Source organism: Mesorhizobium sp. P2_C5_2 (assembly GCF_056404535.1).
Map to the genome: position 1 here is coordinate 362,172 of NZ_JBFUDV010000002.1, position 18,328 is coordinate 380,499.

Genomic DNA, 18,328 nt, shown 5'->3' on the forward strand with positions numbered 1-18,328 from the left:
GCAGAGGCTTTTGCCGCGAGGATCCGGGAGAGAAACGAAGAAAGGCATTGAACCACTATGGCTCTATACGAACATGTGTTCCTTGCCCGGCAGGACCTCTCGCAGCAGCAGGTCGATGCGCTTGTCGAACAGTACAAGGGCGTCATCGCAGCAAATGGCGGGTCCGTCGGTCGGGTCGAGAACTGGGGACTGAAGTCCCTCACCTACCGGGTCAACAAGAACCGGAAGGCTTACTACACGCTTATGGACCTCAACTGCCCGCCGGCCGCGCTCAACGAGATGGAGCGCCAGCAGGGTCTGTCCGAAGACGTGCTGCGTTTCCTGACCGTCAAGGTTGAGGCGCATGAGGAAGGCCCGTCGGCCATGATGCAGAAGCGCGAAGAGCGCTCGGAACGCGGCGGCTTCGGCGACCGTGACCGTGGCGATCGTGGTCCGCGCTCGTTCGGCGACCGTGATCGCGGCGACCGTGGCGATCGTCCGCCGCGCTCGTTCGGCGACGCCGGTGGCGATCGTGGTCCGCGCCGTCCGCGCGAAGGTGTTGAAGGGGGTGCAGAATAATGGTCGACATCAATCAGATCCCGACCCGGCGCCCGTTCCATCGTCGCCGCAAGACCTGCCCGTTCTCCGGCGCCAACGCGCCCAAGATCGACTACAAGGACGTGCGTCTTCTGCAGCGCTACATTTCCGAGCGCGGCAAGATCGTGCCGTCGCGCATCACCGCCGTCAGCCAGAAGAAGCAGCGCGAACTCGCCAAGGCGATCAAGCGCGCCCGCTTCCTCGGCCTGCTGCCCTACGTGGTTCGCTAAGACTTTCGAGCAGGCGGTTCGCCGCCTGCTCTCTTTCTCCCACGGCGACGGGCGCCGCAGGGTTAATTCGATGATGCATGTCGTTGTCCCAAAACCGGGACCACTTTTGGGCGACATGCATTGAAATCCCGAGTTGAGGTGAAAAACCTCTAACTGCCGCGACAGGCAGGACAGCGACACCGGCGCCAAGGCGCCCGAGCTTCCTGACCTGTTCCATTCAATTCGGCGCCGATCCCGCGATCGGTGCCCAGACGAAGGAACAAGACCATGCAAGTGATTCTTCTCGAACGCGTTTCCCGCCTCGGCCAGATGGGTGATACCGTCAAGGTCAAGGACGGCTTTGCCCGCAACTTCCTCTTGCCGCAGGGCAAGGCGCTGCGCGCCAACGAAGCCAACAAGAAGAAGTTCGAAGGCCAGCGCGCCCAGCTCGAAGCCCGCAACCTCGAGCGCAAGTCGGAAGCCAGCCAGGTTGCCGAAAAGCTCGACGGCAAGAGCTTCATCGCCGTGCGTTCGGCCGGCGAGACTGGCCAGCTCTACGGTTCGGTGTCGACCCGTGACATCGCCGACCTGCTGACGGCGGAAGGTTTCTCGGTCAACCGCAACCAGATCCAGCTCAACCAGCCGATCAAGACCATCGGCGTCACCAATGTGGCGATCGCGCTGCATCCGGAAGTCGAGGTCACCATCAGCCTCAACATCGCCCGCACGGCCGAAGAAGCCGAACGCCAGGCCAAGGGCGAGACGCTGACCACCGCCGAAGCCATTTATGGCGACGACATCAACGACAATGCGCGGCCGGAGAACTTCTTCGACCCGAATACCGAGTTCGAAGGCGGCGAAGACAACGCCTGATCGCTTAAGGACAAGCGAGGGAGCAGCGCTCCCAATCACATTGTCGTCATCCAGCCTTTCTGGACCAATGCCCGGGCGTCTCGCCCGGGCATTTTTGTGCCAAATGGAACTTTTCGAGCCCCTATATATTAAGGCAGAATTAGACAGCCAGTCTGACCGTGAGGGGACATTTGGTGATGAATATTCTGTTGAAGCGCGTTCTCGACCGCCTGGTGCGTACAGGCAATCTCAAAGTAACCGGGCCGAAGGGCTCGACCGTGATATTCGGCGACGGCAGCGGCGAGCCTGTGCACATGCACATCAAGACCAAGCATGCCGAGCGTAGCATCTCCTTCGATCCGATGCTGGCGGTGCCGGAAGCCTATATGGACGGCGAACTCGACATCCTCGAGGGCGGCGTGCTGGGTGTGATGCGCATCGCCTTCCAGAACATGGGCAGCGGCGGCATCGACGCCACCTGGACAAAGGCGATCGAGGGTCTGCGCCACGCCTTCCGCCGCTTGCAGCAGATCAACACTACCTCGCGCTCGCGCCGCAACGTGCAGCGCCACTATGATCTGTCGGGCGACCTCTACCGGCTCTTCCTCGACGAGGACATGCAGTATTCCTGCGCCTATTTCGAGCAGCCGGACATGACGCTCGACGAGGCGCAGGTCGCCAAGAAGCGTCACATCGCCGCCAAGCTCCGGCTGAAGGCCGGTCAGACCGTGCTCGATATCGGCTCCGGCTGGGGCGGGCTCGGCCTCTATCTCGCCAAGGCCTTCGACGTCGACGTGCAAGGCGTGACGCTATCGACCGAGCAGCACGGCGTCGCCACCGACCGGGCGCATGCGCAAGGCCTGCAGGACCGCGTGCATTTCGACCTGAAGGACTACCGCGAACTCAACGAACGTTTCGACCGCATCGTCTCGGTCGGCATGTTCGAGCATGTCGGCGTCAACCACTTCCGCACCTTCTTCGAGAAGTCGGCGACGCTGTTGAAGCCGGACGGCGTCATGCTCTTGCACACGATCGGCCGCTCCGGCGTGCCGTGGGCGACCAGCGCCTTCATCCGCAAGTACATTTTCCCGGGCGGCTATATTCCGTCGCTGTCGGAGGTGATGCCGGCGATCGAGAAGTCGGGGCTGGTGGTGACCGACGTCGAGATTCTGCGGCTGCATTACGCCGATACGCTGAAGCACTGGGGCCAGCGCTTTGCCGCCAACCGCGACAAGGCCAAGGCCATCTATGACGAGCGCTTCTGCCGGATGTGGGAATTCTATCTCGCCGCCTCGGAAGCCGCCTTCCGCTGGCAGGACCTGGTGATCTTCCAGATCCAGATCGCCAAGAAGAACGACACGCTGCCAATGACGCGCGACTACATGGCCAAATGCGAAAAGGCGCTGGAGCTGCGCGAGATCGGGCATCGCCAGGAGACGGCGGCCGCCGAGCCTGCTGTTGCCAGGTCGGTTGCAACAAGGTCTGTTGTCGCCAAGCCGGCGCGCCGCCGCAAGGTGGCGGACCGGGAGTAGCTGCGGCCCATCGGTCTTGCCATCGCCTGCCCAAACATGAAAAAGGTCTCGCTATTGTGAGACCTTTTTCATGACCTACCTCCTCTACATCGCCGCCGCATTGGCCGAGATTGCGGGCTGCTTTTCCTTCTGGGCCTGGTGGCGGCTTGAAAAGTCACCGCTGTGGCTGGCGCCCGGCCTGGTCTCGCTGGCGCTGTTCGGCTTCCTGCTGGCGCTGGTCGATACGTCAGCGGCCGGCCGCGCCTACGCCGCCTATGGCGGTATCTACATTGCGGCGTCGCTCGGCTGGCTATGGCTGGTGGAAGACGTGCACCCCGACCGCTGGGATATTGCCGGCGCGGCACTCTGCATTGCCGGCGCCTCGGTCATCCTGCTCGCCCCGCGCGGGGCCTGACCATGGAACTGCCCGCACCGCTCAGACAAGGTGTCGAGCGCCTGCTCGAAACGATACCGCTGCCGGCGCTGCGCCAGGCGGCCAAGACGCTGTCGGACCGCTACCGTGCCGAACTGCGCGACGGCCGCCTGCACATGGCCGAAGAGATGGCGGTGAAGGCGTATCTGGCGACGCGGCTGCCGGCGACCTATGCCGCGGTGCGCGCCAGCCTCGACGCGCTTTCCGAGGCACGGCCCGATTTCCAGCCCAAAACCCTGCTCGATGTCGGCGCCGGTCCTGGCACGGTGCTTTGGGCCACCACGGACCTCTGGCCCGATATCGAACAGGCGGTGTTGCTTGAAGCCAGTGCGGCGGTGCGCAAGGTCGGCCAGTCGCTCGCTCTTGATGCCATCGCCGCCAAGACCGACTGGCGTGCCGGCGACGTGACCATCGACCTTGCCGACCTCAAGCCCGCCAATCTCGTCACCTGCGCCTATGTGCTGGACGAGATCGCGCCGGCATCGCTGACGAAGCTTGTCGCCCGGCTCTGGCAGTTGACCGGCGACACGCTGCTGATCGTCGAGCCAGGCACGCCGGCCGGCTGGCAGCGCATCCTGGCAGTCCGCCAGCAATTGCTGGAGGCCGGCGCGCATTTGCTGGCGCCTTGCCCGCATGGAGCACCCTGCCCGCTTGAGCGACCCGACTGGTGCCATTTTTCGCGCCGCGTCGCCCGCTCGCGCCTGCACCGCCTGGCCAAGGATGCCGACGTGCCGTGGGAGGACGAGAAATTCATCTACGTCGCGGCGTCACGGCAGCCTGCGCCTGCACATCAGCCGCGCGTCATTGCACCGCCGAAGGCCGGCTCCGGCAAGGTGCTGCTCAAATTGTGCCAGCCGGACGGTGGCGCCGGCGAGACGCTTTTCACCAAGCGCGACGGCGAGTTGTTCAAGGCGGCGCGACGGCTGGACTGGGGCGATACGTTGGATGGAAGAAGCGGATAGCCGCCGAGATTGTTCTTGCTCTGTTCCAGCGACTCGGATAGAGATCAGCGCCTTTCGGAGTCAACCGGAATCGGGGCGCGGGAACACTCTTCTGTGGACGGTTTACCGCCCCTGTGAACAACGGGCATCAAGGTTGATTGGTCGTGCGGTGATGCAGAAAGGTCAGCATCGATTTGCCTCGTTCTGATATCGAGAAGCCGGGATCACAATCGGGGACATCATGGCAGAGGCAGCGCGAAAATTCGGCGTGGCGGAGCAACCGCTTTATCGTGAGGCGCCGAACAATATCGAGGCCGAGCAGGCGCTGCTCGGCGCCATCCTCGTCAACAACGATGCCTTCTACCGCGTCTCCGACTTCCTCAAGGCCGGCCATTTCTATGAGCCGCTGCACAGGAAGATTTTTGAGGTCGCGGCCGAACTCATCCGCATGGGCAAGGTGGCGACGCCGATCACGCTGAAAACCTTCCTGCCGGCCGACGAGAAGGTCGGCGACATGACTGTGGCGCAATATGTGGTTCGTCTGGCGGTCGAAGCCGTCACCGTCGTCAACGCCACCGACTATGGCCGAGCCATCTACGATCTGGCCACGCGCCGCGCGTTGATCACCGTCGGCGAGGACATGGTCAACATCGCCTATGACGCGCCGGTCGACATGGCGCCGTCCGAGCAGATCGAAGACGCCGAGCGGCGGCTGTTCGAGCTGGCCGAAACCGGCCGCTACGATGGCGGTTTCGAAAGCTTCACCGACGCCGTCAAGACCGCCGTCGACATGGCCAACGCCGCCTATATGCGCGATGGCCACCTGTCAGGCCTCGCCACCGGCATGCGCGATCTCGACCGCCGCATGGGTGGCCTGCAGGCGTCGGATCTGATCATCATTGCCGGCCGTCCGGGCATGGGCAAGACATCGCTCGCCACCAACATCGCCTTCAACATCGCCGAGATGTATGAGCCGGCGCAGCAGGCCGACGGCTCGTTCAAGGCAGCCAATGGCGGCGTCGTCGGCTTCTTCTCGCTGGAAATGTCGTCTGAGCAGCTCGCCACCCGCATCATTTCCGAACAGACGGAAATTTCGTCGTCAAAAATCCGCCGCGGCGAGATCTCGGAGATGGATTTCGAAAAGCTGGTCGCCTGCTCGCAGACGATGCAGAAGATTCCGCTGTTCATCGACCAGACCGGCGGTATCTCGATTGCGCAGCTCTCGGCGCGGGCGCGGCGGCTGAAACGCCAACGCGGTCTCGACCTCATCGTCATCGACTATATCCAGCTGATGCAGGGTTCATCCGCCAAGGCCTCGCAGAACCGCGTCCAGGAAATCACCGAGATCACCACCGGCCTGAAGGCGCTGGCCAAGGAGCTCTCCGTGCCGATCATCGCGCTGTCGCAGCTGTCGCGTCAGGTCGAAAGCCGTGAAGACAAACGCCCGCAACTCTCGGACCTTCGCGAATCCGGTTCGATTGAGCAGGACGCCGACGTGGTGATGTTCGTCTATCGCGAGGAATATTATCTGAAGAACCGCGAGCCGAAGCCCGGCACCGACGAATACATCAAGTGGGAACACGAGATGAACGAGATGCGCGGCAAGGCCGAAGTCATCGTCGCCAAGCAGCGCCACGGCCCAACAGGCTCGGTCAGCCTTGCCTTCCAGGGCGAGTTCACGCGCTTCTCCGACCTTGCTGAAGAGCATCATATTGCGGAGAGGTTTGAGTAGCCGCTTGTCCGAAGTCGCACCAATGATCCGGAATGGCAGCTCTCCACGGCGCCCCCCTCTGTCCTGCCGGACATCTCCCCCACGAGGGGGGAGATTGGCCGTCACTCGCGGCGGTGCTCTCTTTTCCAACGCTGAAAATCGGCGAAGCCCTATGCGCAATCTGATCTCCCCCCTTGTGGGGGAGATGTCCGGCAGGACAGAGGGGGGCGCTGTCCCGCTAACCTGTCTTTCCTTAATCGCAGGCCGCGCCTGATGGCTAAATCCCGCGTCCAGTTCATCTGCCAGAATTGTGGCTCCGTGCATCAGCGTTGGGCCGGCAAATGCGATGCCTGCGGCGAGTGGAACACACTCGTCGAGGAAGGCACGTCGGGCGGCATTGGCTCAGGCCCGGCCAACACGCGCAATGCCCGCAAGGGCCGCGCGGTGGTGCTGACCAGCCTGTCCGGCGACATCGAGGACGCGCCGCGCATCATTTCGGGCATTGGCGAGCTCGACCGCGCCACCGGCGGCGGTTTTGTGCGCGGCTCGGCCCTGCTGGTCGGCGGCGATCCCGGCATCGGCAAGTCGACGCTGCTCACCCAAGCGGCCGCCGCACTGGCGTCAAAAGGCCACCGCATCGTCTATGTCTCGGGCGAAGAGGCCGTTGCCCAGATCAGGCTGCGGGCGCAGCGGCTTGGCGTTGCCGACACACCGGTAGAACTCGCCGCCGAAACCAATGTCGAGGATATTCTGGCAACAATAGCCGATGGCCGGCGACCGGACCTGGTGATCCTCGATTCCATCCAGACGCTCTGGACCGACATGGCCGATTCGGCGCCCGGCACCGTCACGCAGGTGCGCGCCGCCGCCCAGGCGATGATCCGCTATGCCAAATCCACCGGCGCTGCCATCGTGCTGGTCGGCCATGTCACCAAGGAAGGCCAGATCGCCGGGCCGCGCGTCGTCGAACACATGGTCGACGCCGTGCTCTATTTCGAAGGCGAAGGCGGCCATCACTACCGCATCCTGCGCACGGTGAAGAACCGTTTCGGCCCGACCGACGAGATCGGCGTCTTCGAAATGTCGGACAAGGGCCTGCGCGAGGTCGCCAATCCGTCGGAGCTGTTCCTCGGCGAACGCCATGCAAAGTCGCCGGGCGCAGCGGTTTTCGCCGGGATGGAAGGTACGCGGCCGGTGCTGGTCGAGATCCAGGCGCTGGTGGCGCCGTCCTCATTGGGCACGCCGCGCCGCGCCGTCGTCGGCTGGGACGGCGCCCGGCTGTCGATGATCTTGGCCGTGCTTGAGGCCCATTGCGGGGTGCGCTTCGGCACCCATGATGTCTATCTCAATGTCGCCGGCGGCTACCGGATTTCCGAGCCGGCGGCCGATCTGGCGGTCGCCGCTGCACTGGTTTCGTCGCTCACCGGTCTTGCCCTTCCCGCCGATTGCGTCTATTTCGGCGAAATCAGCCTGTCGGGCGCAGTGAGGCCCGTTGCGCATGCGCAACAGCGCCTTAAAGAGGCCGAAAAGCTGGGTTTTGGAAGTGCGGTTCTGCCCTTGGGCAGTGAGGAGGTTGTCGGGGGGATCGGGGCCGGCGCTTTCCAGCCAACCGAACTTGCCGATCTCGTCGCGCGCATAGCCGGCTCACGGCGCAGCCGTGTCGACGAGGAAGACTAACGCGGCTCGCCCGAGCCGTGAAAAGACAATCGGAGTGGGGCGAACAACATGCCGATTACGCTGCTTGACGGAATTCTCGTCGGCTTCACCCTGGTCTCGGCGATGCTCGCCATGGTTCGCGGCCTGTCTCGCGAGATCCTGTCCGTCGTCTCATGGGCCGCAGCCGCCGCGGCGGCGTTCTTCTTCTACAAGCCGGTGCTGCCTTACGTTCAGCCCTATGTCGAAAGTGACAAGATCGCCATGGCAGCGTCCGCCGGCGTCGTCTTCCTCATCGCGCTGATCGTCGTTTCCGTCATCACCATGAAGCTTGCCGACTGGATCATCGATTCCAGGATCGGCGCGCTCGACCGTACGCTGGGCTTCCTCTATGGCGCCGCGCGCGGCATCCTCGTCGTCGCCGTGGCGCTGCTGTTCTTCAACTGGCTGGCCGGCGCCAAGGCACCTGCCTGGATCGCCAACGCCAAGTCGAAGCCGCTGCTCGAGACCATCGGCGCCAAGCTGGAAAGCCTGCTGCCCGAAGATCCGGAAAACGCCATCCTGAAGAAGCTCAATCCGAATCAGCCCGCAGCACCCGAGACGCCTCCGGCAGCCGATGCACCGGCGGCGGATGCTCCGGCAGCCGGCGAGGATGCGCCCGCGCCCGACGACGAGACCGACGCTCCGGCCGACAATGCGCCGGCACAGCCCGCCGCTCCGGCCCCGGCCGCACCGGCAAACTGAGCACTGGACGGATGGCCTTTGCCGGCCATTCCGTCAGTTCTGGTCTGACGATGGTGTGAACGGCACACGGCGTGCGTTGCTTTCGCGGCGCTATCGCCTTATATGGCCATTTTAGCGGAGCTTGAGCCCCATGGCAGTTTCGAAGGCAGACGCAGACGACGTGCTTTCCGCCGAAGCAGACGATCATTTCCACGATGAATGCGGTGTGTTCGGCATTTTTGGCCGGCAGGACGCCGCGGCCATCGTCACACTGGGCCTGCACGCGCTGCAACATCGCGGCCAGGAAGCGGCCGGCATCGTCTCCTATGACGGCACCCAGTTCCATGTCGAACGCCATGTCGGCCTGATCGGCGACACCTTTACCAAGCAGCATGTCATCGACAGCCTGCAAGGCAACCGCGCCATCGGCCACACGCGCTACGCCACCACTGGCGGCGCCGGCATGCGCAACATCCAGCCCTTCTTTGCCGAACTCGCCGATGGCGGCTTTGCCGTCGCCCACAACGGCAACCTCACCAACGCCATGACCGTGCAGCGCGCGCTGCAAAAACAGGGCGCGATCTTCTCGTCGACCTCCGACACCGAGACGCTGCTGCACCTCGTTGCGACCAGCAAGGAGCGCGATTTGAATTCGCGCTTCATCGACGCCGTGCGTCAGGTCGAAGGCGCCTTCTCGCTGGTGGCGATGACCTCCAAGAAGATGATCGGCTGCCGCGATCCGCTCGGCATCCGGCCGCTGGTGCTCGGCGACCTCGACGGCGCCTGGATCCTGGCCTCCGAAACCTGCGCGCTCGACATTATCGGCGCCCGCTTCGTACGCGACCTGAAGCCCGGCGAAATGGTCGTCGTGACCTCGAAGGGCATCGAGAGCCTGTTCCCGTTCGAGCCGCAGAAGACCCGCTTCTGTATCTTCGAATATGTCTATTTCGCCCGACCGGACTCCTCTGTCGAAGGCCGCAACGTCTATGAGGTGCGCAAGCGCATCGGCGCCGAACTGGCGCAGGAAAGCCCGGTCGAGGCCGATATCGTCGTGCCGGTGCCGGATTCGGGCACGCCGGCGGCGATCGGCTTTTCGCAGGCGGCAGGCATTCCCTTCGAACTCGGCATCATCCGCAACCACTATGTCGGCCGAACCTTCATCCAGCCCGGCGATTCCATCCGCCATATGGGCGTCAAGCTCAAGCACAACGCCAACCGCCGCATGATCGAGGGCAAGCGCGTGGTGCTGGTCGACGATTCCATCGTGCGCGGCACCACCAGCCAGAAGATCGTGCAGATGGTGCGCGATGCCGGCGCCCGAGAGGTGCATATGCGCATCGCATCGCCGCCGACCAGCGCGTCGTGCTTCTACGGCGTCGACACGCCGGAGAAGTCGAAGCTGTTGGCGTCGCGCATGTCGATCGAGGAAATGGCCGAATTCATCCGCGTCGATTCGCTCGGCTTCCTTACCATCGACGGGCTCTACCGCGCCGTTGGCGAGGCCGGCCGCGACAATGAACAGCCGCAATTCTGCGACGCCTGTTTCACCGGCCAGTACCCCACCCGCCTGCTCGACTTCGAAGGCCACGACAATGTGCGCACGCTGTCGCTGCTGGCGAACAACGGGGCGTAGAGTCTTGTCGCGACTGTGATTGGCGAAACCGGCGGAACATCCGATCTCCCCCCTTGCGGGGGAGATGCCCGGCAGGGCAGAGGGGGATGCTGTCCCGCCGACCTGCCCGTAATTCCTATTTATGCTCTCCCTTCGGTCCCTTTGCGGGAACGAACCAATCTTGGCGATCCTTCACACCCCCCTCTGTCCTGCCGGACATCTCCCCCGCAAGGGGGGAGATTGCGCTCTCATCTCCGCTTTCGCCAAGTACGCTGGCTGACGCGACAGAGCCAAGTCCGACATAGCGCACCAATCTTCGGAGTTGCCCGTTGACTTCTACCCTCGACCTCTCCGGCCGCGTCGCGGTCGTTACCGGCGCCTCGCGCGGCATCGGCTATTTCATCGCGAAAGAACTTGCCGCCGCCGGCGCGCATGTCATTGCCGTTGCCCGCACCGTTGGCGGACTGGAAGAGCTCGACGACCAGATCAAGGCCGAGCGCTCAAAAACCGGCAAGGGCGAAGCGACGCTGGTGCCGCTCGATCTTGCCGACATGGCCGGCATCGACCGGTTGGGCGGCGCCATTCATGAGCGCTGGGGAAAGCTCGACATTCTGGTCGCCAATGCCGGCGTGCTCGGCGTCATCTCGCCGATCGGCCATGTCGAGGCGAAAACCTTCGAGAAGGTGATGACCATCAACGTCACCTCGACCTGGCGGCTGATCCGCTCGGTCGACCCGCTGCTCAGGCTGTCCGACGCCGGCCGCGCCATTCTCATGTCCTCCGGGGCCGCGCATTCGGCGCGCGCCTTCTGGGCGCCCTATGCGGCGTCGAAGGCGGCGGTCGAAACCATGATGCGCTCTTGGGCGCATGAGACGCAGAGCCTGCCGCTGCGCGTCAATGCCGCCGACCCCGGCGCCACCCGTACCGCCATGCGCGCGCAGGCCGCGCCCGGCGAGGATCCAGAAACGCTGCCGCATCCCTCCGAGATCGCAAAACGCATCTTGCCGCTGGCGAGCCCCGAGTTGAAAGAGACCGGGCTGATCTTCCAGGCCAGGCACCAGCGCTTCGTCGCTTACCAGCAGCCGGAATAAAAGCTGGTCTTTTTCTGACGCATGTCGTTCTCCCAAAACCGCTGCACACTTTTGGGCGACATGCGTCGGGATTAAACAGGCCTCCAGTTACGTTTCTTCGAATGTAGAACATTCGAAATCGGAGGACCGACATGCGTAGACTTCTTCTTGTTGCCGCCGCTGCGATTGCCGCCACAGCTGGCGTAGCCCTCGCCCAAGACGCCAAGATGAGTTTCTTCGTTACCAGCGTCGGTTCCGGCAAGGGCGCGGATCTCGGCGGGCTCAAAGGTGCCGATGCGCATTGCGCCTCGCTGGCGGAAGCGGCCGGGGCTACCGGCAAGGAATGGCACGCCTATCTCTCGACCGCCGACACCGATGCGCGCGACCGCATCGGCAAGGGTCCGTGGGTCAATGCCAAGGGCGAAACGATCGCCGATGACGTCGCCTCGCTGCACAGCGACGCCAACGCCATCAGCAAGCAGACGGCGCTGAACGAGAAGGGCGAAGTGGTCAATGGCCGCGGCGACAAGCCGAACCGGCACGACATACTGACCGGCTCGAAGCCCGACGGCACCAAGATCGCCGACCAGACCTGCGGCGACTGGACGCTAAGTGGCGCGGAGGGCGCGGCGATGATGGGCCATCACGACCGCACCGGCCTCGATGAGTCGGCGGCGGCGAAATCCTGGAATTCCTCGCATGCCTCACGCGGCGGCTGCAGCCAGGACGCGCTGAAAGGCACCGGCGGCGACGGCCTGTTCTACTGCTTTGCGGTGAACTGAGAGACGTCTGGGGGAGTGGTTCTGTTCACGGGTCTGTGATGATCCGGCAAGTCCCTCCCCCGTCGCCCTGCTTTCGCCATCAGCCGGGAGTTGCTAGGGTCGATCCGACTCCGACATCCAGCAAAGCGAGGAATTCCCATGGCTGCTCCCAGCGTAGCATTGGTCTGGTACCTGGTGATCGCCGGCCCGCAAGGCGGCATGGTGGTTCTGCCCAGCACCTTCGACACCCGCGAACAGTGCACCAACGCCATCACCGAATACCAGAAGCAGCCGACCCCAGCCGGCTGGGCGGTCAACTGCGTGCCGAGCGCCTCGCCTTTCACTGACGAGGGCGACGCGGAAGAGCCGGCGGCTCAGTAGCGTCGACGCTGCTGAACTCCCCCCTCGTGGGGGAGATGGCCGGCAGGCCAGAGGGGGGCGCGAAGAAACGCCAACCTTAGTACTTTGCCTATCCCCTGATTTTGAACGTCATAGGGTTTGGCGGCAGCAATGAGAGGCCGGCGGGACAGCGCCCCCCTCTGCCTTGCCAGGCATCTCCCCCACAAGGGGGGAGATCAGCAGTTTCAGCGCCGCGCTGAAACCGTCAATTCCGGTTTGCTGTTGATGGTCTGGAACACCACGCAGTAGCGTTCGGTCAGCTTGATCAGCGAATCGATGCGCTCCTGCGGCTCATCCGTGTCGAGGTTGAAATTCAGCCGGATGGCGCGAAAGCCCACAGGGGCATCCTTGGCCACACCCAGCGTGCCGCGAAAGTCGAGATCGCCTTCGGCCTCGACGGTGGCAGCGCCAAGCCTGAACTCCAGCGCCGTCGCCACCGCCTTCAGCGTCACGCCGGCGCACGCCACCAGCGCCTCCAAAAGCATGTCTCCCGAACACAGTTCGAGCCCGGAACCGCCAGTCGCCGGATGCAGGCCGGCCACGGCCAGCGCCCTGCCCGTCTCGACCTTGCAGGCGATCGACTGGTCGTCGATCGAGCCCCTGGCGCGAAGCGTGATCAGCGCCTGCGCGGCATCGCCGCGATAGATCTCCTTGAGCGGCGCCTGCATGGCTTTGAGTGCGGTGGCGTCCATGTCTGTTCCTTTCGAGTTCTTCGCGCTTTGATAGCACTGATATGCCAGCGGGACAGAGGGGCCACGACGTTCGCGAAGAGTTACTTTGACTTCGACCACCCAGATCATACCTATGCGGGAGCCATTCCCGGAGGTGTCATGCGTGCCAAGCTGAAGCTAATTCCTGCAATTCTGCTAGTGCTCGCAGCCCTCGCCCAGCCTGGCCTCGCCGAAACGCCGGAGCGGCCTGCACCCACGGGCGGTGTGCTGTCGTTACTGCCGGCGCCGCAGATCACCAGCCATTCAATCACCATTGCCGGACGCAAGCTGGACTATCAGGCAAAGGCGGGCACGCTGTCGCTGCTTTCCGGCAAGGGCGATGTCACGGCCGAAATCTTCTATGTCGCCTACACGCTGCCGCCGCGGGCGGGCGCGGAGAAGGCTCGCCCCATCACCTTCGTCTTCAATGGCGGCCCCGGAGCGGCGTCCGCCTATCTGCATCTCGGCGCACTCGGCCCGCGCGTCATCGCGACCGGAGCGCATGGGCAATTCCTGCCGCCGCCGCAGAAGCTCGTCGACAATCCCGACAGCTGGCTCGACATGACCGACCTAGTCTTCGTCGATCCGGTCGGCACCGGCTACAGCCGCGAAGCGCCCGGCCAGGACACAAAAGATTTTTGGGGCGTCAGCCAGGACGCCAGTTCGATCGGCGCCTTCATCCGGCTCTACCTTACCCAGAACGGGCGCATCGGATCGCCGCTCTTCCTCGCCGGCGAAAGCTATGGCGGGTTCCGGGCGGCGCTGCTTGCCCGGACCCTGCAGGAGGATGCTGGCCTCAGCCCGAACGGCATCGTGCTGATCTCGCCGGCGCTGGAGTTCACGCTGGTGCTGCCCGACGAATTCCAGCCGCTGCATTGGGCGCTAGAACTGCCCTCGCTGGCGGCGGTGCGCCTGCGCGGCGAAGGTGTCAACGGCGAGGCGCTGCGCGAAAAGCTCGCCGAGGTCGAAAAGTATGCGCTGGGTGACTACCTCACCGCCCTGACCAGCGGGCTGGAACAGGGCGGGCGGCTGGCCAGCCAGCGCGTGGCCGAGATCACCGGCCTGCCGCTCGAGCTCGTGCAGCGCAACTTCGCCCGCATCCCGACCAGCCTTTTCGCGCGCGAGTTCCAGCGCGCCGGCGGCAAGGTGCTCAGCCCTTATGACGGCACGATCGCCACCGCCGACATCGCGCCGGAGAGCGCTCGCAGCGCCAGCCCGGATCCGGTGCTCGACCGCAGCGTGCCGGCGTTGACCTCAGCCTTTGTTGCCTATCTCAGCGACGAGCTGAACTTTCGCACCGATGTCAGCTACCGGTTGCTCAATGGCGACGTCACCCACAATTGGGACTATGGCGGCTCGCGGCAAGGTTATGCCGGTGTGATGGACGATCTGCAGCGGGCGCGTTCGCTCAACCCGGCGCTGGGCGTGGTGATCGTCAACGGCGACACCGATCTGGTCACGCCCTATCTCGCCTCGCGCTATCTGGTGAACCAGCTCCCGACGCTCGGCGGCGCAAAACCCGTCCGTCTCGATGTCGTTGAAGGCGGCCATATGATGTATTTCAGGCCCGACGGCCGGCGCGCGCTGAAGGAGGCCGCTTCGGAGCTCTACCAGGCGACGCAGTGAACGCCGCGACAGCGCGGTTCGCCGGGCTGCCCCAACGCAAGGCCGGCGCTGGAGCAGCGCCGCGCTGGCTTTCGCCCGTATAGCTGACGCAAGCGGGTCCGACAGGGGCCGGAGCCGCCTTCAACTTTCCTTCTGAACAGGCCGATGCAGCATGGCCGATGTCGCCATATTGGAAACCCGCGAAAGGGTGCTTGCCGGCATTCTGTTCACCGGCTGCGCCTATTTCCTGTTTTCGACGCAGGACGCGGCGATCAAGCTGCTGGTCGTCGGTATCAGCGTCTGGCAGATCATGTTCTTCCGCTCGATCACCGTGCTTATCGGTTGTGCGGCGATCGGCGGGCCGCGCCTCTTTACTGACGCGGCGCGCTCGCCCATCGTGCGGCCTATGCTGCTGCGAAGCGCTTTCACGCTGGGCGCCTGGCTCTGCTACTACAACGCCGCCCGATCGCTGCAGCTGGCCGAACTCACCACCATCTATTACGCCGCGCCGATCATCGTCACCGTGCTGTCGGTGGTGATGCTTGGCGAGAAGGTGCCGCTGCTGCGCTGGCTGGCGGTGTTCATCGGCTTTGTCGGCGTCTTCATCGCCTGCGACCCGGCCCATCTCGGCCTGTCCGCGCCGATGCTGCTGGTGCTGGCGGCAGCGGTGCTGTGGGGCATCGCCGTGGTGCTGTTGCGCAAGACGGCGATGGCCGAGCGCACGCTGATCCAGCTCGTGCTGAACAATTTCTACTTTCTGGTGTTTTCTGCGGTGCCGGCACTGCTGGTCTGGCAGATGCCGGACTGGCACCAGCTGATGCTTTTGATCAGCGTCGGCGCGCTCGGCGGCGTGGCGCAATTTATGCTGTTCGAAGGCATGAAGCGGGCGCCGGTGTCGATCGTGGCGCCATTCGAATACACCTCGCTGGTCTGGGCTTTTGGGCTCGGCTTCGCCATCTGGGGTGATGTGCCACGCCGCGAGGTGTTTCTGGGTGCGGCGCTGATCGTCGGCGCCGGCTTGCTGATCATCGGCAACGAGCATTTCCGCAAGCGGCTATGAGTATCCCTGTGCTGACAGAATGGTGGCAGGAGGAGGCGGATAGCCTGCTGAGATGACGGAAACTCTCGCTAGCCCAGGCACCACCGATACCGCCGCCGAGCGCACACTCGGCATCACGCTGGTGTCGGCGTCGGCGGCTTTCTTCGCCCTCACCGGCGTGCTGACCAAATCGATCCATGCCGACCCGTTGACCATCACCTGCTGGCGCGGTTTTGTCGGCTCGATCCTGATCACCTTCTATGTGCTGTGGCGCCGGCGCCGCTCCGGCGTGCGGGAAAGCCTCAGGCTCGGCTGGCGCGGCTGGTTGCTGGCGATCGAGGGCGCCGCGGCCAGCATCGCCTTCATCTCGGCGTTCAAATTCACCTATGTCGCCAATGTCGCGGTCATCTACGCCACCGCGCCCTTCATCACCGCGCTGCTCGCCTTCGTTTTGGTGCGCGAGCCGTTCCGTGCGCAGACGCTTGTTGCCGCTGCCGTCTCCCTGTGCGGCGTGGCGATCATGGTCGGCTCGGGCTTCGGCACAGGCCATCTGTTCGGCGACGGGCTCGCTCTGCTGATGACCACCGGCAGCGCGCTCTACATGATCATGGTGCGCGCCTTCCGCGACACGCCCGTGGTGTGGGCGGGCGCGGTGTCGGCGTTCCTGCTGTTCGTGTTCGGTTGGTTCGTTACCGACCCGCTGGCGGTGTCGGCCCGTGACGCCGTGCTGCTTATCGCCTTCGGGGGATCGTTTGCAGCGGCGTCGATCCTGTGGACGGAAGGTTCGCGGCTCATCCCGGCGCCCGAATCCGGCCTGCTCGGTGCGGCCGAAGTGCCGTTCGCGATCCTGTTCGCCTTCCTGTTCCTCGGCGAGATCGCGCCGGCCGCCAGCCTGATCGGCGGCGGCATCGTGCTGTGCGCGGTTTTTGCCCATGCGGGGCGCGACTGGCTGGTGGCGAGAAAAAGTGCGGCAACCCCATAATTATTTTCGGAGTCATGGAACCATCATTCGACTCGGGCATTATTGGTGCGACGGGTCACCCCCCAAGTCCCCCCAAACCCCTCGACCCGTCTTCCTCAAAGCCGACCGTAAAGGTCGGCTTTTTCTTTGAAAATCAGACTGCTAGGGGAAATCAGCTGGTAAGGCCGGGCAAAGCGAGGTTGTCGCTGAGCAAGGCGGCAAGGTCGCGCGCCGGCCGCTCGGCGCCCTGGCCGAGCCGGATGGCGAATTGCGCCATCGGTACCGGCGGCAGGCCGAGCTCGCGCGGCGCTTCGACGATACCGGAATGGGCAAATCGCGCCGTGCGCAAGGTCAGCGCAATGCCGGCATTGACCGCGGTGCGCAGGCCCGCAAGGCTGGCGCTGCCGGCGGCGATGCGATAGCGGCGGCCGGCGGCATCGAGGGTTGCAAGAGCGGCCTCGCGAAAGCCGCAATAGGGGTCGAGCAGCGCCAGCGGCAATTCCTCTTCCCGCACGGCAAGCCCCTTTTGCGAGCACAGCCACAGCATCGGCTCACTGAACAGCCCGACTTCGTCATTGGCCGGGGTTTTGCGCATGACAATGGCCAGATCGAGCTGCCCGGCCTGCAGCGCCTCGCCAAGCTCGGCCGAGCGGCCGACGCGCAGTTCGATCCTGACGCGCGGATGGCTGGTTGCAAAGGCGCGCAGCAGCTCCGGCAGGCCGCTGTCGGCGAAATCCTGCGTCGTGCCGATGGCGACGCGGCCAGCGGCGCGCGCCCCCTTCAGCGCCAGCCAGGCCTCGCTGTGCACGGCAAGGATGCGGCGTGCATGGCCGACCAGATCCTCGCCGGCCGGCGTCAGGCCGCGCCCGCGCCCCTGCACCACCAGCAGCGGTTCGCCGACGATCTCCTCCAGCCGCTGCATCTGGGCGGTGACCGCCGACGGCGAGCGGCCGACAACAGACGCAGCCTGCGCCAGCGAGCCGCCATCGACAAAGGCCAGGAAGGTTTTGAGTAAATCGGGGTCGAGCGCTTGCATACTTCGACAATACAGAACCTTTTATTCGAAACAATTCGATTTTTTTGATTCTAAGGTCGTGACATGGTCTCTCCAACGGCAAACAGACGCCGCTCAACCAAAAGGAGAGAAAAATGCCGATCATCAATGTCAGCGTCACCGGCAAGCCCAACGCAAAACTGTCCGCTGCTATCGCCAAGGAAGTCACCGAACTAACGGCGACCCATCTGCGCAAGGACCCGACGATTACCGCCGTCGCCGTCAGCTATGTCGACCCGCAGCATTGGTTCGCCGGCGGCAAGTCGCTGGCCGAGCACGGCGCCAACACCTTCTGGCTCGACATCAAGGTGGTCGACGGCACCAACACCAAGCTGGAGCTGGAGGCATATCTGAAGGCGATCTTTGGCGCCTTTGGTGGGCTGCTGGGTGGCGTGCATGAGGAGAGCTACGCCTTCGTGCACGAGGTTCCAGCCGCCGCTTATGGCTATGGCGGCAAGAGCCAGGAGTTTCGGTTCATCAGTGGGCGGCTTAAGGCGGCGTGAGGGAG

At 64.3% G+C, this 18,328-nt stretch carries 19 protein-coding genes; 17 read left to right on the forward strand and 2 right to left on the reverse strand.

Annotation, left to right across the window (positions count from 1 at the left end; translation table 11 throughout):
- Positions 1 to 57 precede the first annotated feature (57 nt).
- From rpsF to AC1D1B_RS08710, 13 genes are all read left to right on the forward strand, one after another.
- The gene (gene rpsF / locus AC1D1B_RS08650) at positions 58 to 558 is read left to right on the forward strand and encodes a 30S ribosomal protein S6 (protein WP_477331177.1); all 501 of its coding nucleotides are present in this window, start codon (positions 58 to 60) and stop codon (positions 556 to 558) included.
- Positions 558 to 806 (forward strand): 30S ribosomal protein S18, encoded by a 249-nt coding sequence (gene rpsR, locus AC1D1B_RS08655; protein WP_006203718.1) that lies wholly within the window; start codon positions 558 to 560, stop codon positions 804 to 806. Before rpsF ends, rpsR begins: the two co-directional genes overlap by 1 nt.
- 267 nt (positions 807 to 1,073) lie before the next feature.
- Positions 1,074 to 1,658 (forward strand): 50S ribosomal protein L9, encoded by a 585-nt coding sequence (gene rplI, locus AC1D1B_RS08660; protein WP_181059027.1) that lies wholly within the window; start codon positions 1,074 to 1,076, stop codon positions 1,656 to 1,658.
- 176 nt (positions 1,659 to 1,834) lie between these two features.
- The gene (locus tag AC1D1B_RS08665) at positions 1,835 to 3,169 is read left to right on the forward strand and encodes a class I SAM-dependent methyltransferase (RefSeq protein WP_477331179.1); all 1,335 of its coding nucleotides are present in this window, start codon (positions 1,835 to 1,837) and stop codon (positions 3,167 to 3,169) included.
- 70 nt (positions 3,170 to 3,239) lie between these two features.
- Positions 3,240 to 3,563 (forward strand): YnfA family protein, encoded by a 324-nt coding sequence (locus AC1D1B_RS08670; RefSeq protein WP_477331181.1) that lies wholly within the window; start codon positions 3,240 to 3,242, stop codon positions 3,561 to 3,563.
- A 2-nt stretch (positions 3,564 to 3,565) separates the two neighbouring features.
- On the forward strand, positions 3,566 to 4,543 hold the full coding sequence (locus tag AC1D1B_RS08675) for a small ribosomal subunit Rsm22 family protein (protein ID WP_477331183.1): 978 nt from the start codon (positions 3,566 to 3,568) through the stop codon (positions 4,541 to 4,543).
- 220 nt (positions 4,544 to 4,763) lie between these two features.
- Positions 4,764 to 6,254 carry a replicative DNA helicase gene (locus AC1D1B_RS08680; RefSeq protein ID WP_477331185.1) on the forward strand — a complete coding sequence of 497 codons (1,491 nt, stop codon included), beginning with the start codon at positions 4,764 to 4,766 and terminating at the stop codon, positions 6,252 to 6,254.
- A 252-nt stretch (positions 6,255 to 6,506) separates the two neighbouring features.
- Complete coding sequence (gene radA / locus AC1D1B_RS08685) at positions 6,507 to 7,910, forward strand: DNA repair protein RadA (RefSeq protein WP_477288147.1); 1,404 nt, start codon at positions 6,507 to 6,509, stop codon at positions 7,908 to 7,910.
- 48 nt (positions 7,911 to 7,958) lie between these two features.
- Positions 7,959 to 8,630 (forward strand): CvpA family protein, encoded by a 672-nt coding sequence (locus tag AC1D1B_RS08690; RefSeq protein WP_477331187.1) that lies wholly within the window; start codon positions 7,959 to 7,961, stop codon positions 8,628 to 8,630.
- Positions 8,631 to 8,760: 130 nt separating this feature from the next.
- Positions 8,761 to 10,242 (forward strand): amidophosphoribosyltransferase, encoded by a 1,482-nt coding sequence (gene purF / locus AC1D1B_RS08695; protein WP_112397309.1) that lies wholly within the window; start codon positions 8,761 to 8,763, stop codon positions 10,240 to 10,242.
- A gap of 308 nt (positions 10,243 to 10,550) precedes the next feature.
- Positions 10,551 to 11,312, forward strand: a complete 762-nt coding sequence (locus AC1D1B_RS08700; protein WP_477331189.1) for an SDR family NAD(P)-dependent oxidoreductase — start codon at positions 10,551 to 10,553, stop codon at positions 11,310 to 11,312.
- Between the two features lie 131 nt (positions 11,313 to 11,443).
- Entirely contained in the window at positions 11,444 to 12,073 is a 630-nt protein-coding gene (locus tag AC1D1B_RS08705; protein ID WP_477331191.1) for a hypothetical protein, read from the forward strand.
- Positions 12,074 to 12,211: 138 nt separating this feature from the next.
- Positions 12,212 to 12,433, forward strand: coding sequence for a hypothetical protein (locus AC1D1B_RS08710; protein ID WP_023689120.1), 222 nt, complete (start codon positions 12,212 to 12,214; stop codon positions 12,431 to 12,433).
- Positions 12,434 to 12,636: 203 nt separating this feature from the next.
- Here the strand turns inward: AC1D1B_RS08710 and AC1D1B_RS08715 are convergent, their stop codons facing one another.
- Positions 12,637 to 13,143, reverse strand: coding sequence for an OsmC family protein (locus AC1D1B_RS08715; RefSeq protein ID WP_477331193.1), 507 nt, complete (start codon positions 13,141 to 13,143; stop codon positions 12,637 to 12,639).
- 138 nt (positions 13,144 to 13,281) lie between these two features.
- On the opposite strand from AC1D1B_RS08715, the gene AC1D1B_RS08720 reads away from it, so the two are divergent.
- The 3 genes from AC1D1B_RS08720 (at position 13,282) to AC1D1B_RS08730 (ending at position 16,787) form a co-directional block, all read left to right on the forward strand.
- Positions 13,282 to 14,787, forward strand: coding sequence for a S10 family peptidase (locus AC1D1B_RS08720; protein ID WP_477331195.1), 1,506 nt, complete (start codon positions 13,282 to 13,284; stop codon positions 14,785 to 14,787).
- Positions 14,788 to 14,938: 151 nt separating this feature from the next.
- The gene (locus AC1D1B_RS08725) at positions 14,939 to 15,826 is read left to right on the forward strand and encodes a DMT family transporter (RefSeq protein ID WP_477331197.1); all 888 of its coding nucleotides are present in this window, start codon (positions 14,939 to 14,941) and stop codon (positions 15,824 to 15,826) included.
- Positions 15,827 to 15,878: 52 nt separating this feature from the next.
- Complete coding sequence (locus tag AC1D1B_RS08730) at positions 15,879 to 16,787, forward strand: DMT family transporter (RefSeq protein ID WP_477331199.1); 909 nt, start codon at positions 15,879 to 15,881, stop codon at positions 16,785 to 16,787.
- Positions 16,788 to 16,938: 151 nt separating this feature from the next.
- Here AC1D1B_RS08730 and AC1D1B_RS08735 read toward each other — a convergent pair whose 3' ends face one another.
- Complete coding sequence (locus AC1D1B_RS08735) at positions 16,939 to 17,802, reverse strand: LysR substrate-binding domain-containing protein (RefSeq protein WP_477331201.1); 864 nt, start codon at positions 17,800 to 17,802, stop codon at positions 16,939 to 16,941.
- 113 nt (positions 17,803 to 17,915) lie between these two features.
- On the opposite strand from AC1D1B_RS08735, the gene AC1D1B_RS08740 reads away from it, so the two are divergent.
- On the forward strand, positions 17,916 to 18,323 hold the full coding sequence (locus AC1D1B_RS08740; protein WP_477331203.1) for a tautomerase family protein: 408 nt from the start codon (positions 17,916 to 17,918) through the stop codon (positions 18,321 to 18,323).
- Positions 18,324 to 18,328 lie beyond the last annotated feature (5 nt).